This is a genomic window from Desulfovibrio desulfopostgatei (genome assembly GCF_053570645.1).
In genome coordinates this window covers 1,801,269-1,814,544 of the sequence record NZ_JBRBQS010000002.1, presented here as the reverse complement: position 1 = coordinate 1,814,544, position 13,276 = coordinate 1,801,269, and the positions used below count along the sequence as shown (strand labels likewise).

The following is a 13,276-nucleotide window of genomic DNA, read 5'->3' as shown; positions in this document are numbered from 1 at the left end:
CAGCAATGATACGTAATCCATTCCACCCGTTGCGGCTCTGCTGTAGGTTCGCGCTGGTGCCCCTGTGCATGCTTTTGCTGGTCAGTACCGCCATCGCCGCAGATGATTCACCCGCTCTGCGCACTGCGGTGGGATCCGCAAAGGCGGATGCTGCTGCTCTCATGCAACAGGGCAAATATGCTTCCGCATACGACATGTACATGCGCCTGCTGCGTGAAGCGCCGGACGATGATGAAATCAACCTTAATCTGGCGCGCAGCTCCATGCGTAGCGGGCGGTACAATCAGGCCGTAATGGCCTATGAGCGCCTCACGGAAAAGTATCCGTCGGAACCGGTGCTCTACAGCGAGCTGGCACAGGCCTACATGGCGCTTGAAGACCGTGTAAGCGCGGAGCAAGCCATGGCAACCATGCGGTCGCTGAACCCCAACATCAACAAGACTGATAATGACCGGCTGCTGGATGCGCTTGAAAAACGCTACGATCACTGGCAGGTGCACGGCAAACTCCGCACTGGTCTGCTGTACGACTCCAACGCTACATTTGGCCCTTCAAGTACCACAATGGACATGGGGGTTTGGCGCGTAACCCTGCCGGATGCGGAAGCCAAGGGCACTTTTGGCGCGTATCTTGGGGCAAACCTCGATGTGGGCTGGAAGGCCGAGCGGGATACGCCATGGTGGATCGTAGGCGATGCTCAGGGCATGGTGCGTGGCAATGGAGATTCATCGCTTGATGATGTACACAGCCGCACTTCTGAATGGGGCAGGGCAGCGGTGGGCCTTCGCCACCTCACGCCCTCAACCATGTTTGATCTGCGATTCAAAAGCGAAGTTTTTGATTATCAGTGGTACCAGAATGTCACGGCATCCGGCCCGGAAGCGACCTGGCTTTGGGCGGTTACGCCGTCATGGCACCTCATTACGCGCGGTACCCTGGATTCGCGGGCATACTCGCGGGACGGCGACCGCAACGGCGCGTACTGGACACTGGGCCAGTATGTGCGGCGTTTTTTTGGCGAGAGCAACCATGAAATCATGGTTGGCCTGAGTTATGTGGGCGGCAATACGCCGGAGAAGGCCGATTACTGCTACACCGGATGGGAAGCCAGCGCGCGGCTTTCGCTCAAGTTGCCCAAGGGTTTTGAGCTCGCTCCCTTTGTTTCTTTTGAAAACGACTGGTACAACGGCCCGGCAACGGCACTTGAAACATCCAACAGGCTTGACCAGAAATGGCGCACCGGCGCGGCCCTTACGTGGCATATTACCGATGCATGGTCTGTTGAAACTTCGTACCAGTATACTCACAACAATTCAGAAAGCCCGCTGTACAGATACGACCAGTCCCTTGTTTCACTGGGGGTTGCCTGGTCGTTCTAGGAACCGTCATTGTGCTGTTGCGACAAAAGAGCCATCGTGTCGTCAGTTCCAAGTAAGCTTCATGCACGACAAAAAAGGGCTTGTGGGTATATCACAAGCCCTTTTGCATAGAATCTGCGAGGGCATCAGGGACAAAAAAAGAGCCGCAGTAACTGCGGCTCTTTTAGTTTTAAAATCCTGAGGCTTGCTGCAACTCCCTAGCGGGCGCAGAGGCGCTCAGCCGGGATAATGACAAAGTTGTGGGCCTTGAGGACTTCAATGGCCTGATCCACCTTGTCAAAGCGGAAGATCATGACGGCGCTTTCAGCTTCGCGCTGCACAAATGCGTACATGTATTCCACGTTGATGCCGTTCTTGGAAACCGTCTGAAGCACGGAATCAAGGCCGCCGGGGACATCGGGAACTTCTACGGCCACAACGCTGGTGCGGCCAAGGGTGAACCCCTTTTCCTTCAAAACAACCTTGGCTTTATCATGGTCGCATACAATCATGCGCAGAATGCCGAAATCAGAAGTATCGGCCAGCGAGAGCGCGCGAATGTTAATGCCAGCCTCTGCCAGTGTATGCGTAACCTCGGCCAGACGCCCGGCCCGGTTTTCCAGAAAAACTGAAAGCTGTTCCGTTTTCATGACAAATCCTTGTGTTTCAACGGGCGGTTCTATGCCTTGTGATTGGGATCGTCAGTAGACGTGGGCTGCTTTTTATCCTTGGGGGTTATGTCAATTTCATCCGGCTCTGTAGAGGAGCGGCGAAAGTTGCGGATTGCCCGACCCAGCCCACCACCGATTTCCGGCAGTTTGTTCGACCCGAAAACAAGCAGAACCACAACAAGTAAAAGCAATAATTCAGGCATGCTTACGCCGAACATGCGGGGAGCCTCCGTTGAGAGTTGGGCAATAATGCAAATTACACTCTAAAAGATAAGCCTTGCTAAACCCAAGGTCAAGGTGAAACCTGGAGCTGACCGGGTTGACAGCTCCATCCACGCGCCGCAGAGCGGGAATTTGCCTTGGTTTGCTGCCGGGGGCTTACTTGCCCATGGCGTTCATGAAATCCTTGTTGGATTTGGTCGCGCGCATTTTGTCCAGCAAAAATTCCATACTGTCGATGGAAGACATGGGAGCAAGAATTTTGCGCAGAATCCACACGCGGTTGAGCACATCGTCGGCCAGCAGCAGGTCTTCCTTGCGGGTGCCCGTGCGGTTGATGTCGATGGCGGGGAAGACGCGTTTTTCCGAAAGGTGGCGGTCGAGGTAGATTTCCATGTTGCCGGTACCTTTGAATTCTTCAAAGATAACTTCATCCATGCGGGAACCCGTGTCGATAAGCGCCGTAGCGATGATGGTGAGGCTGCCGCCTTCTTCAATATTGCGGGCCGCGCCAAAAAAGCGTTTGGGCCGCTGCAGGGCGTTGGCGTCAAGGCCACCAGAGAGCACCCGGCCAGAAGAAGGGGTAACCGCGTTATACGCGCGCCCCAGGCGGGTGATGGAGTCGAGCAAAATGACAACGTCGCGCTTGCGTTCCACAAGGCGCTTGGCTTTTTCAAGCACCATTTCGCACACCTGCACGTGGCGCTGCGGCGGTTCGTCAAAGGTGGAGCTGATAACCTCGGCCTTTTTGACTGTGCGCTCCATGTCGGTAACTTCTTCCGGGCGCTCGTCAATCAAAAGTACAATGAGGTAAACATCGGGGTTATTGGCATTGATGGCATTGGCCAGCGACTGCAGCAGGATGGTCTTACCCGTGCGCGGCGGGGCCACGATAAGGCCGCGCTGCCCGCAGCCAATGGGGGCCATGATGTCGATAACGCGGTTGGAAAGATTCTTCTCGCCATTTTCCATGACGAGCTGGCGGTCAGGATAGATGGGCGTGAGGTTGTCAAAAAGAACAAGGTTCTTGGCGTGTTCCGGCGGTTCAAAGCCGATCTCGGTGACCTTGAGAAGGGCAAAGTAGCGTTCGCCTTCCTTGGGAGGGCGGATCTGGCCGGAAACTATATCACCCTTGCGTAAAGAAAACCGCCTGATCTGCGAGGGCGACACGTAGATATCGTCCGGGCCGGGCATGTAGCTGCACAACGGCGACCGCAAAAAGCCAAAGCCATCGGGCAGAATTTCAAGCACGCCATCACCGTAAATGGCGCCGTTTTGTGAAGCACAGGTGGAAAGCAGAGCGAAAATGAGCTCCTGCTTGCGCATGGAACTGGCAATTTCAATTTCATACTGCTCAGCCAGCTCCATGAGTTCCTGCATGCTACGCGTCTTCAGATCCGTGAGGCTCAAGGCGCTGTCGGTCAACAGTGTGGAAGTAGCTTTCTTTTTGCGCATAACAGTCCGATATTTTGATAAGACACAGGGTAACGCTTACAATATTTGCATAGGGCCATGACTAGGACAGAGGCCAATAAAAGGCTAATGTCTAGTTATGGCAATAAAAAACAAGTACATCATTCGTTCTAAAATTTCTGAGGCTAAATTCCGTCAACTTCTCAGGCTTTTTTGCGTTGATTTAAATGCTACTCAAATCGCCCAGGTAACAGATTTAAACAGGAATACCGTGAATAGATTATTACAGGGGATAAGAGAGAGAATTGCCTTTGCCTGTGAAGTAGAATCGCCTGTTTCCGGCGAGGTTGAGGTTGATGAAAGTTACTTTGGCGCTCGCCGAGTCCGAGGGCTCAGAGGTCGTGGCGCTAGAGGAAAAACAATAGTTTTTGGCCTCTTCAAAAGGCAAGGGAAGGTTTATACAGAGATTGTCCCTAATTGCTCCAAGGTCACTCTGCAAGGCATCATCCGTGGCCGCGTGGATCCCGAAAGTATTATTCATTCTGACGGTTGGAGAGGGTATAACGGTTTGGTAGATCTCGGTTACCAGAAACATTATCGAGTCCACCATGGTGACAATGAATTTGCCAATGAATATAGCCATATCAATGGCATAGAGAGTTTTTGGGCTTATGCCAAAACTCGTTTGGTACGCTTCCGGGGCATACAAAGACAGACTTTTTATTTTCATTTGAAAGAATGTGAGTTTCGGTTTAATCATAGAGGTGAGGATTTGTATAAAATCATCCTCAAAATGTGCAGAGAAAAACCTCTGTCCTAGTCATGACCCTTTGCATATTGTAGCGTGGTAGGCGGATGATATTGGGAACAAAAAAGATGTGTGAAAATGCGATTAGCCCATCTTTTCTGTAATGGCAAGGAAAAAATACGTCGCTGTTCACAAAAAATTCGGTCAGGGGGTGAGCGGGCTAGCTGGCGGTTTCTTCTGGAGCTGGCGGGGGCGCATAGATTTCAAGCAGTTCATCGCGCACCTTGTCTTCTGGGATTTCCAGAACTTCTGACAATTCACCTGTCACAAGGCCCATGGCCTGCTCCTGAAGCCGCCGTTCGCCAAAAGAAAGTTCCTTGCTGCGGCCAATAAGCAGCAGCTCGCGCAGCACTTCGGCCACAATAGCAAGGCTCGGGCTTTTGAGCCGCTCGGAATATTCGCGGAAGCGGCGGTTCCAGTTCTGGCCGGTATACACAACCTTGCCAGAATCATTGCGGAGCGACTCAAGAATCGCGGCGGCTTCATCCTTGGGCGTGAGTGTGCGCAGGCCCACATGCGCGGCATTGTTTACCGGAACCATCAGCGTGACGTTGTTTGCCCGGATGCGCACAATATAGAGCTCACAGACAAGCCCCCCAACGGTTTTGCTGTCTATGCGTTCTATTTGGCCCACACCTTGGGCAGGATATACAACGAGATCGTCCGGAGTGAACATGATGCCACCAAAACGCCCCAAAAGGCGCAAATAAACGAGACCTGGAGCGATAGCTGGAAGTCGCGAATTAAATGAAGTATGGAAGAGTCGGAAACCGACTCTTCAAATATCCTAGTCCAAGAATGAGCAGGAGTCCAGTTGAAAAAGTATTTTGCTCATATTTGGGGCAATGGGCATTTGACCGGGCCAACAAGGCAGTGCGCAGACACTGTTGCAGAAGGTTTACAGCATTGGCCAGATGCAAATTGATTGCAAAACCGACGGTTACAGAAAGCCATTATCAAAAGGCAGCACTGCACGGCACTGCTCAGGATGCCTTTCGCGCAGCACGAACAGCGCTGTCGAGCCCTTTATCGGCAAAGGCAAACAATGTATCGGCGGCAAGTTCCATCGAATTTTCAATGTTTTTTGCATCTTCGCCTTCAGGTCGCCCCAGCACCCAGTTTGTCACGTCACCCTTGTGCGGCGGGCGGCCAATGCCCATGCGCAGGCGGTAAAAATCTGGCGTTCCCAAGAGTTCTGTGATGGATTTCAGTCCATTGTGCCCGGCATTACCCCCGCCAAGCTTGAAGCGAAGTTCCCCGGCGGGGATGTCCAGCTCGTCATGCACAACAACAAGATCATGCGGTTTGAGTTTGTGCCAGGCGAGCAGCGGCTGCACGCACTGGCCGCTCAGGTTCATGAATGTCTGCGGTTTGGCCGCAAGCCACAAGCCCCCAAGCTTTGGCAGGCGCAAGCGCCATAATTCGCATGAAAATTTGCCGCCGTTCTGCTGGCTTGCTTCGCCGTCTCTGGCGGCAAGTTCCACAAGATACGACACAAAATCAAAGCCGCAGTTATGACGTGTATGGTCGTATTTGGCGCCGGGATTGCCCAGGCCTACGATAACGCCTTTATAGTCCATCAGTACGCCTCCAGAGGCGATTTATATGCGCTCAAGGTGCAGGGGCAGGCCCAGCCCCGCGCAGGCAGCTGCTGCGGTTCGGGCCATAAAGCGGCACAGCGGGGGATTCATGGCAGCCAGATGCCCGCCGCCGGGCAGCCAAACCAGTTTTTTGGACGGTGCCTTGAGGCAGTCAAAGGTGGCCTGAATGATGGCTGGCGTAAACAGGGCATCATTCTGCGCGCTGAAAAAATACAGGGGGCAACGTAGCCCCTCGGGCAGGCGCGTGTTGAACAGGCTGGCCAGAAAATTCAGGGGGTATGTCAGCCGTGTTCTGCGGCGATTGCTCACAGTTCGCCTGGCTCCGGAAATGATCCGCCAGGGATCAAGATAGGCGTGCAGGGGCATGGGCAGCCACGGCAGCCAGCGCGCAAGCGTGCAGAAAATACGTTCAATGTCCGCTCTGCGGTCAGCCAGCCCGGCAAAGCGTGTCAGATAGATAGCCTCGCGCATCTGGGGCAGCACTCCGGTAATGGGAAATGCCGCCGTAAGGCCGGGGGATGCCGCAGCGTGCGCCAATGCGAGTATGCCGCCCTGGCTGTGCCCGCACACCGCAATACGGTCATAGCCTGCGTCACGCAGCCATGCCTCGGCGTCCAGACAGTTTTGCCGCAGGTCGTCAAAGCTGAAGCCCGCTCTGTGGCGGTTCAGACCGTGCCCGGTAAAATGCAGCGCGGCAACGGCAAAGCCCGCTTGCTGCAAGGCGGTGATCATGGGCCGGTACTGGAGGGGCGACAGCATAGTGCCGGGATAAAACAGCATGACTCCGGCCCCATGATTGGGCCAGAGTTCGAGCCGCAGTTCCCGGTTATGGGCAGACAGCTTGTGCGTGACAAAGGCTGGTTTGTTCATGGCGCCATGCGTACATAAAATGAGGCCGGTCCCGCAAGGAACCGGCCAATACAGTCGCACAAAGGCCCGATGACCGGGCTTTGCGTCAAACAGTCTTATTCGGCGGCTTCAGCGGCTTCCTTGGCCTTGGAAATAACGCTGACGATGGCGAAGTTCTGGTCGTAAACGGCCTTGACGTTTTCGGGCAGCTGCAGGTCGCCCACGCAGATGGTGGTGTTGATGTCCATGGGGGTCACATCAACAACGATCTTTTTGGGCATGTCCAGGGGCTTGCTGCACAGGCGCACGATTTCGCGGTAGGTTTCAAGCTGGCCGCCAAGCTTCACGCCGCGCGACACACCCACGAATTCCACAGGCACGTCAACAGTGACGGGCTTGTCCAGATCCACGCCGTAGTAGTCGATGTGGCTGAATTCCTTCTTGTAGGGATGGTACTGCACGTCCCAGATGATCACAGGATGCACGGACTTCTGACCGTTGTCGTCAATCTCAAGGTTGAACACCGAGGTACGACCGGCTTCGGCAAAAATCTTTTCCAGCGGCAGGGCAGGAGCCTGCACAGAGATGTTGTCACCCTTGGCGGTGTAGAACACGCCGGGGATCAGATCCTGGGTACGCAGACGGCCACTGGCGCCTTTGCCGCTACCTTCGCGCTTCTGCACGCTCAAAGTCTTTTCAATATTCATGTCCTGCTCCTTGGCTTACCGCAGCCGAAACGTGCGGAAAAAGTTCTGTTATTATGGAACCGGCCCTTGCGGGCAGGCTTGGGTCTATACGCAATCCGCATAAAGCGGGTTACACAAACAACACGCTCACCGATGAGCCGGTATGGATGTTGTGGATAGTCTTGCCCAGAAGGGCAGCCACAGAAACAACCTCCAGCTTGGGGCAGCGCTCAAGCTTGTCGCCCATGGGGATGGTGTCTGTGACAAATACCTGCGAAAGCGCCTCGGTGCTGTTGATGCGGTCAATGGCCGGGCCAGACAAAACAGCGTGGGTGGCGCAGGCCACAATCTTGGTAGCGCCGTTTTTGAGCAGCACGTCGGCACCTGCGCACAACGTACCGGCGGTGTCGATCATGTCGTCCACCACAATGGCAAGACGGCCTTTCACATCGCCGATAACATGCATGGCCTGTGCCTGATTGGGCTTGTCGCGGCGCTTGTCCACAATGGCCAGCGGCGCGTTGAGCCTTTTGGCATAGGCGCGGGCGCGTTCAACGCCGCCAGCATCGGGCGACACGATCACGATGTTGTCATCGTGCAGCCGCCGCAGCGATTCAAGCATGACCGGCACGGCAAACAGGTTGTCCACCGGGCAGTCAAAGTAACCCTGAATCTGTCCCGCGTGAAGGTCAATGGTGACCACGCGTTCCGCTCCGGCAACGCTGATAAAATCGGCCACCATTTTGGCGCTGATGGGCGCACGGGGGCTGACCTTGCGATCCTGGCGCGCATAGCCGTAGTAAGGAATAACGGCGGTAATCCTGCCTGCGCTGGCCCTCTTGAGGGCATCAAGCATAAGACAGAGCTGCACCAGATTGCGGTTGATGGTCGGGGGGCAGGTGGGCTGCACCACAAAAACGTCATCACCGCGAACATTGTCGCCTATTTCGATCCGCAACTCGCCGTCGCTGAACGTGGTGGCCAGCGTGGGCGTGAGTTGACACCCCAGATGGTTGCAGATGGCCTTGGCCAAATCCGGATTGGAAGACCCGGTGACGATCTTAAGATCGCTGTACATGAACCGCCCTGCCTTGCGCGCCAAAGAGCACTTACGGTTATACATCCTTGCTGCCGTCGCCGGAAGAAAGGCGGCGCTTTATTGCCAGGCCGCCGACAAATCGACGGAAGGCGCGGTCAGACGCCCCAGACGCGATACAGCAGTGCATGGCTGGGATGGAAGGGTTCGAACCTTCGAATGACGGAGCCAAAACCCGTTGCCTTACCACTTGGCTACATCCCAGTATTTCACAGCACGTGCGCGTATACGCGCCTGTTCTCTCCTTGCAGCATGGCGGCAGCCGCCTGCGATTCCACATGGAATTCGTGTGCGAAAAGCGCCACAATGCTTGAGCCGCTGCCACTCATGGCTACGGCTCCAGCCCCAAGGCGCAGCAAGTTCGCCTTGATTTCTGCAAGCTGTGGATGGCGAGAAAATACAACGTCCTCAAGGTCGTTGTGAATGCTCAACTCTGTCCGCACCCCGGAGAGAAAAGTTCCATTAGCCTTGCTTTCCGTCTTTGTCAAGCAATTTTGCCCAGAAACCGTGTCTGAGGCCTTAAGCGCGGCGTCATAATCGGCGTATGCCTGGGGGGTGGAAGCATGAATTTGGGAGCATACCAGAACAAGGTGTATGCCTGCAAGCGCATCATCCCTGCAAGGCTCGATAAGCTCGCCAATGCCCCGCACCCGGCAGGGTTTGTTGATGAGAAAAAACGGAGTGTCCGCGCCAACAGTGAGGGCAACCTCTGCCAGCGCCTGATCGTCAAGCGGGCTGGATACCCTGCTGTTGAGCCAGCGCAGCAGGGCCGCCGCATCGCTGCTGCCGCCGCCAAGACCTGCGCCAGCGGGAATGCCCTTGTTCAGGCGCACTTCAAGCCCGGGCAGGTCGGGCACACGCTTGGCGAGCGCGGCGTAGGCCTTGGTGAGGGTATTGTTCTCAAGGTCAATGCCGGGCGTATCACACAGCACGGTCAACCCGGCAGCGCCGGTTTCGCGTATGTGCAGGCGGTCGCAGGGGCGGGGCAGGGGCCAGAATAGAGAATCCAGCTCATGATACCCGTTTTCCCGCACGCCCGTGATGCGCAAACCAAGATTAACCTTGCACCCGGCAACAACTACGCTCATGGATTTTTCCGCTCCTGTGGCGATTGATGGCTACAGCGTTTCAACCGTAAGGTTGCCGTTGGTGTACACGCAGATTTCCGAGGCAATGCGCATGGCCTCGCGGGCAATGGCCTCCGCATCCATGTCGCTGTGCCGGGCAAGCGCCCGCGCCGCCGCAAGGGCATAGGGGCCGCCGCTGCCAATGGCTGCAACCTCGTCGTCCGGTTCAATGACGTCGCCCGTACCCGACAGCACGAGGATGTGTTCGCTGTCCGCCAGCAGGAGCATGGCTTCGAGCTTGCGCAGGTATTTGTCCTTGCGCCACTCCTTGGTCATTTCAACTGCGGCGCGAACCATGTTGCCGCGCAATTCCTTGAGCTTGGCTTCAAAAAGCTCGAACAGGGTAAAGGCATCGGCTGTGGCCCCGGCAAAACCCGCCAGAACCTTGCCGTCATACAGACGCCGCACCTTCTGCGCGCCGTGCTTCATGATCATATTCTGGCCCAGGGTCACCTGCCCATCGCCAGCTATGGCCACGCGGCCATCCTTTCTTACTGCCAGTATGGTTGTGGCATGCGTATCCATCATCAGTTCTTTTCCCATATTTCCTTGCGCTCTTTGTAGGCGGCCTCAAGCTTCTGAAAATCACGCGGATTTGCAGATTTGCCCGACAAGGCCTTGGCCTGGTTAAAGTAGCGCTCGGCCTGTTTTTTGTTGTTGGAATACAGGGCGCTGTACGCCATGTGGATATAGGCCCCGGCAGTGTCGCCCGTTTTACCGAGCGAGCGGGCATAGGCCTCGTGGACTTCGGCGTCTTCCGGCACGTAGCGCAGCACGTCTTTATAATACTGCGCGGCCTGCGCCTGCCTGCCCGTTTCGTCAAGCATGCGGGCATAGAAAAAAGAGGCCATGTAGTCGCGCGGGTCAAGGCGCATGGCCTGACGCAGCAGGCCATCAGCACGGCTCATATCGCCCTTGCGGTAGTGGAATGCGCCAGCCTCGCGCAGCACCAGAGGGTCGTTGGGCGAAGCGGCCAGGGCTTCGTCAAAGGCCTTGCTGGCCTCGTTAACCCGGTTGGTGCGGGCCAGCACAATGCCGCGCCCCATGCACGAAAGGCCGTCCTTGCCTGAAAAACGCTGCTGCGCAGCCTGCGCGTCGCCATAGCGCGCCCAGAGGAGCGTTTTGACGCGGATAAATTTGGTGTTGTCCTGCGTACGGCCCTGCACAGACTTGCCCATGCCTTCAATGCGGGCCTGAAGCCCGTTGATGCGGTCGCCGATGGCAGGGTGGGTAGAGAGGTAAGTCGGCACGCTGGTGCCGCTCATCCAGCTTTTCTGGCGCAGCACCTTGAAGCCGCCCACCATGCCCTGCGGGGGATAGCCCGCAGCCACAAGGTATTGCAGGCCAATCTGGTCGGCTTCAGTTTCGTCCATGCGGCTGTAGTTGAGCATGGCCGACTGGCCGGCCCCCAGCGCGCCCACGGCCAGCGCGCCGCCGCTGGAGCCGCCCACTGCCACGCCCGCAATGGCCAGCAGCAGGGAGCCAAGAGTCACAAACTGCGCGCGTTCAAGGCGCGAGGCCACGTGGTGCTGGGTTACATGCGCCAGTTCGTGGGCAAGCACGCCCGCGAGCTCTTCTTCCTTGTCCATATTCATGATGAGGCCGGTGAACACGTACACGTAGCCGCCGGGGATGGCAAAGGCGTTGAGCGAATTGTGCAGGATGACGGCGGCCTTGAAATTGAAGGGCTGCGGTGGAATCTTTTTGACCAGACGATCCACGATCTGGTTGACGTACTGGCTTACCTCAGGATCTTCCACAATGGGCATGTTTGCGCGGATCATCACGTCAAACTTGTGGCCCATCTCCTTTTCGTCCTTGATGGTGACGCCGCCGAAAAAGAAGGCCTGGGCCGGTACGGCCACAAGCTGGGCTGACAGAAATGCCAGCAGAACAAACAGCGCCATAAAACGGCGCAGGGCAACACGATGCAACATGGCGTCCTCATGATGCCGCAGTAAAAGCGCCCGCGCCGGAGACCGACGCGGGCAGCGGCTTATTCCAGATCCCAAACCTGACCTTCAGGGGTGTCGCGTACGCTGACGCCCAGATCAAGAATTTCCTGCCGCAGCGAATCCGAGCGGGCAAAATCCTTGCTGGCGCGGGCTTCCTGACGGGCGAGCATCAGTTCTTCCACACGGGCCACGTCGATCTTGCCGCGTGTGGCGCGCTGACCGCGCAAATCAGCCAGAAAAGTCTGCGGAGCCTGCCCAAAGAGGCCAAGGCGCTTGTCCCATTCCTGCGCGCGGGCAAGAAATTCCTGCAAGAGGTCGCGTCCGGCTTCGGCAGAGCGCAGGGCCTTGTCTTCCAGAAGACGGTTCACAAGGCGCACCTGGGCAAACACCTGCCCAAGGGCCTGCGCCGTATTGATGTCGTCCTCAAGGGCGGCGTCAAAGGCCTTGGGCAGCGCGGCCCATTCTTCGGCCATTTCCTGCGGCAGGGGTGTTTTTTTCCACTTGTCGCGGGCAAGGGCCTTGCCCGCCTCGTGCAGGGCTGTATACACGCGGTGCTGGGCTTTTTCCGCTTCGTCCATGCTGTCGGCGGTAAAGTCGATGGGGCTGCGGTAATGCTTGCCCAGCAGGAAAAAGCGCAGGGTTTCAGGCAGATAGTTTTCAAGAATATCGCGGATGGTCTTGAAGTTGCCCAGGGATTTGGACATCTTTTCCGCATTTACCTGCACAAAGCCGTTATGCACCCAGTAGCGGGCCAGCGAGCAGGCGCAGGCGGCCTCGGACTGGGCGATCTCGTTCTCGTGGTGCGGGAAGATAAGATCCTGCCCGCCGCCGTGAATGTCCAGCGGCAGATAGGGCTGGCTCATGGCCGAGCATTCGATATGCCAGCCGGGACGGCCCTTGCCCCAGGGGCTTTCCCAGAAAGGTTCGCCGGGCTTGGCGGCCTTCCACAGGGCGAAATCCAGGGGGTCTTCCTTTTCTTCGCCGGGGGCCACGCGCGCGCCAGAGAGCAGATCGTCCAGGCTGCGGCCAGAGAGTTTACCGTAGGGCTCGTAAGCGCGCACACGAAAATACACGTCCCCGGAGGGAGTGGAGTAGGCTTTGCCCGAATCAACAAGAGTGGAGCAGATGGCCTGAATCTGCGGGATAAAGTCGGTGGCGCGGGGTTCTTCATCGGCCCGCAGCACTCCCAGACGATCCATGTCTTCATGGAAGGCGGTTATGTAAGTTTGGGCAACCTCGCGCCAGTCCCGGCCTTCCTTGTTGGCGCGGTTGATGATCTTGTCGTCCACGTCTGTAAAGTTGCGCACAAAGCGGACCTCAAGCCCTGTATGGCGCAACTGCCGCACGAGCACGTCAAAAACAAGGGCGGAACGCGCATGTCCTATATGGCAAAGATCATAGGCCGTTATGCCGCAAACATACATGTTTGCCTTGCCCGGATGAACGGGAACAAATTCTTCCTTCTTACGGCCCAGGGTATTGTAGAGCAGCAT

General features: G+C 56.6%; 14 protein-coding genes and 1 tRNA gene. 2 read left to right on the top strand and 13 right to left on the bottom strand.

Annotation, left to right across the window (positions count from 1 at the left end; all coding sequences use genetic code 11):
- The first annotated feature begins 5 nt into the window (after positions 1-5).
- Positions 6-1,379 (top strand): surface lipoprotein assembly modifier, encoded by a 1,374-nt coding sequence (locus ACUZ9Q_RS08030; RefSeq protein ID WP_449247660.1) that lies wholly within the window; start codon positions 6-8, stop codon positions 1,377-1,379.
- A gap of 197 nt (positions 1,380-1,576) precedes the next feature.
- On the opposite strand, the gene ACUZ9Q_RS08025 is transcribed toward ACUZ9Q_RS08030, so the two are convergent.
- The 3 genes from ACUZ9Q_RS08025 to rho all read right to left on the bottom strand — a co-directional run bounded on the left by ACUZ9Q_RS08025 (position 1,577) and on the right by rho (position 3,703).
- Positions 1,577-2,008, bottom strand: a complete 432-nt coding sequence (locus ACUZ9Q_RS08025; RefSeq protein WP_192111910.1) for an ACT domain-containing protein — start codon at positions 2,006-2,008, stop codon at positions 1,577-1,579.
- A 29-nt stretch (positions 2,009-2,037) separates the two neighbouring features.
- Positions 2,038-2,247 (bottom strand): twin-arginine translocase TatA/TatE family subunit, encoded by a 210-nt coding sequence (locus ACUZ9Q_RS08020; RefSeq protein ID WP_022659359.1) that lies wholly within the window; start codon positions 2,245-2,247, stop codon positions 2,038-2,040.
- A gap of 160 nt (positions 2,248-2,407) precedes the next feature.
- A complete protein-coding gene (rho, locus tag ACUZ9Q_RS08015; protein ID WP_449247659.1) occupies positions 2,408-3,703 on the bottom strand; it encodes a transcription termination factor Rho in 1,296 nt (431 codons plus the stop codon).
- 97 nt (positions 3,704-3,800) lie between these two features.
- Here rho and ACUZ9Q_RS08010 point away from each other — a divergent pair, with 97 nt between their 5' ends.
- Positions 3,801-4,481, top strand: a complete 681-nt coding sequence (locus ACUZ9Q_RS08010; RefSeq protein ID WP_449247358.1) for an IS1595 family transposase — start codon at positions 3,801-3,803, stop codon at positions 4,479-4,481.
- Between the two features lie 148 nt (positions 4,482-4,629).
- Here the strand turns inward: ACUZ9Q_RS08010 and ACUZ9Q_RS08005 are convergent, their stop codons facing one another.
- The 10 genes from ACUZ9Q_RS08005 to cysS all read right to left on the bottom strand — a co-directional run bounded on the left by ACUZ9Q_RS08005 (position 4,630) and on the right by cysS (position 13,276).
- Positions 4,630-5,145, bottom strand: a complete 516-nt coding sequence (locus tag ACUZ9Q_RS08005) for a CarD family transcriptional regulator (RefSeq protein ID WP_192111908.1) — start codon at positions 5,143-5,145, stop codon at positions 4,630-4,632.
- A gap of 307 nt (positions 5,146-5,452) precedes the next feature.
- Positions 5,453-6,049: an aminoacyl-tRNA hydrolase gene (gene pth / locus ACUZ9Q_RS08000; RefSeq protein WP_192111907.1), complete on the bottom strand. Its 597-nt coding sequence runs from the start codon at positions 6,047-6,049 to the stop codon at positions 5,453-5,455.
- A gap of 21 nt (positions 6,050-6,070) precedes the next feature.
- Positions 6,071-6,940: an alpha/beta hydrolase gene (locus tag ACUZ9Q_RS07995; RefSeq protein ID WP_233482966.1), complete on the bottom strand. Its 870-nt coding sequence runs from the start codon at positions 6,938-6,940 to the stop codon at positions 6,071-6,073.
- Positions 6,941-7,035: 95 nt separating this feature from the next.
- Positions 7,036-7,626, bottom strand: coding sequence for a 50S ribosomal protein L25/general stress protein Ctc (locus ACUZ9Q_RS07990; protein ID WP_192111905.1), 591 nt, complete (start codon positions 7,624-7,626; stop codon positions 7,036-7,038).
- A gap of 109 nt (positions 7,627-7,735) precedes the next feature.
- Positions 7,736-8,683: a ribose-phosphate diphosphokinase gene (locus ACUZ9Q_RS07985; RefSeq protein ID WP_192111904.1), complete on the bottom strand. Its 948-nt coding sequence runs from the start codon at positions 8,681-8,683 to the stop codon at positions 7,736-7,738.
- Between the two features lie 147 nt (positions 8,684-8,830).
- Positions 8,831-8,905, bottom strand: a tRNA-Gln gene (locus ACUZ9Q_RS07980).
- A 5-nt stretch (positions 8,906-8,910) separates the two neighbouring features.
- The gene (gene ispE, locus ACUZ9Q_RS07975; RefSeq protein WP_300551450.1) at positions 8,911-9,789 is read right to left on the bottom strand and encodes a 4-(cytidine 5'-diphospho)-2-C-methyl-D-erythritol kinase; all 879 of its coding nucleotides are present in this window, start codon (positions 9,787-9,789) and stop codon (positions 8,911-8,913) included.
- Between the two features lie 30 nt (positions 9,790-9,819).
- The gene (gene hslV / locus ACUZ9Q_RS07970) at positions 9,820-10,353 is read right to left on the bottom strand and encodes an ATP-dependent protease subunit HslV (protein ID WP_192112094.1); all 534 of its coding nucleotides are present in this window, start codon (positions 10,351-10,353) and stop codon (positions 9,820-9,822) included.
- 2 nt (positions 10,354-10,355) lie between these two features.
- The gene (locus ACUZ9Q_RS07965) at positions 10,356-11,765 is read right to left on the bottom strand and encodes a beta-barrel assembly-enhancing protease (protein WP_192111902.1); all 1,410 of its coding nucleotides are present in this window, start codon (positions 11,763-11,765) and stop codon (positions 10,356-10,358) included.
- Positions 11,766-11,824: 59 nt separating this feature from the next.
- A complete protein-coding gene (gene cysS / locus ACUZ9Q_RS07960) occupies positions 11,825-13,276 on the bottom strand; it encodes a cysteine--tRNA ligase (protein WP_227117908.1) in 1,452 nt (483 codons plus the stop codon).

What these genes read in the sequence shown, in the direction of transcription:
- ACUZ9Q_RS08030 (WP_449247660.1), top strand. Translation starts at nt 6, where the DNA reads ATGATACGTAATCCATTCCACCCGTTGCGGCTCTGCTGTAGGTTCGCG.
- ACUZ9Q_RS08025 (WP_192111910.1), bottom strand. Translation starts at nt 2,008, where the DNA reads ATGAAAACGGAACAGCTTTCAGTTTTTCTGGAAAACCGGGCCGGGCGT.
- ACUZ9Q_RS08020 (WP_022659359.1), bottom strand. Translation starts at nt 2,247, where the DNA reads ATGTTCGGCGTAAGCATGCCTGAATTATTGCTTTTACTTGTTGTGGTT.
- rho (WP_449247659.1), bottom strand. Translation starts at nt 3,703, where the DNA reads ATGCGCAAAAAGAAAGCTACTTCCACACTGTTGACCGACAGCGCCTTG.
- ACUZ9Q_RS08010 (WP_449247358.1), top strand. Translation starts at nt 3,801, where the DNA reads ATGGCAATAAAAAACAAGTACATCATTCGTTCTAAAATTTCTGAGGCT.
- ACUZ9Q_RS08005 (WP_192111908.1), bottom strand. Translation starts at nt 5,145, where the DNA reads ATGTTCACTCCGGACGATCTCGTTGTATATCCTGCCCAAGGTGTGGGC.
- pth (WP_192111907.1), bottom strand. Translation starts at nt 6,049, where the DNA reads ATGGACTATAAAGGCGTTATCGTAGGCCTGGGCAATCCCGGCGCCAAA.
- ACUZ9Q_RS07995 (WP_233482966.1), bottom strand. Translation starts at nt 6,940, where the DNA reads ATGAACAAACCAGCCTTTGTCACGCACAAGCTGTCTGCCCATAACCGG.
- ACUZ9Q_RS07990 (WP_192111905.1), bottom strand. Translation starts at nt 7,626, where the DNA reads ATGAATATTGAAAAGACTTTGAGCGTGCAGAAGCGCGAAGGTAGCGGC.
- ACUZ9Q_RS07985 (WP_192111904.1), bottom strand. Translation starts at nt 8,683, where the DNA reads ATGTACAGCGATCTTAAGATCGTCACCGGGTCTTCCAATCCGGATTTG.
- ispE (WP_300551450.1), bottom strand. Translation starts at nt 9,789, where the DNA reads ATGAGCGTAGTTGTTGCCGGGTGCAAGGTTAATCTTGGTTTGCGCATC.
- hslV (WP_192112094.1), bottom strand. Translation starts at nt 10,353, where the DNA reads ATGGATACGCATGCCACAACCATACTGGCAGTAAGAAAGGATGGCCGC.
- ACUZ9Q_RS07965 (WP_192111902.1), bottom strand. Translation starts at nt 11,765, where the DNA reads ATGTTGCATCGTGTTGCCCTGCGCCGTTTTATGGCGCTGTTTGTTCTG.
- cysS (WP_227117908.1), bottom strand. Translation starts at nt 13,276, where the DNA reads ATGCTGCTCTACAATACCCTGGGCCGTAAGAAGGAAGAATTTGTTCCC.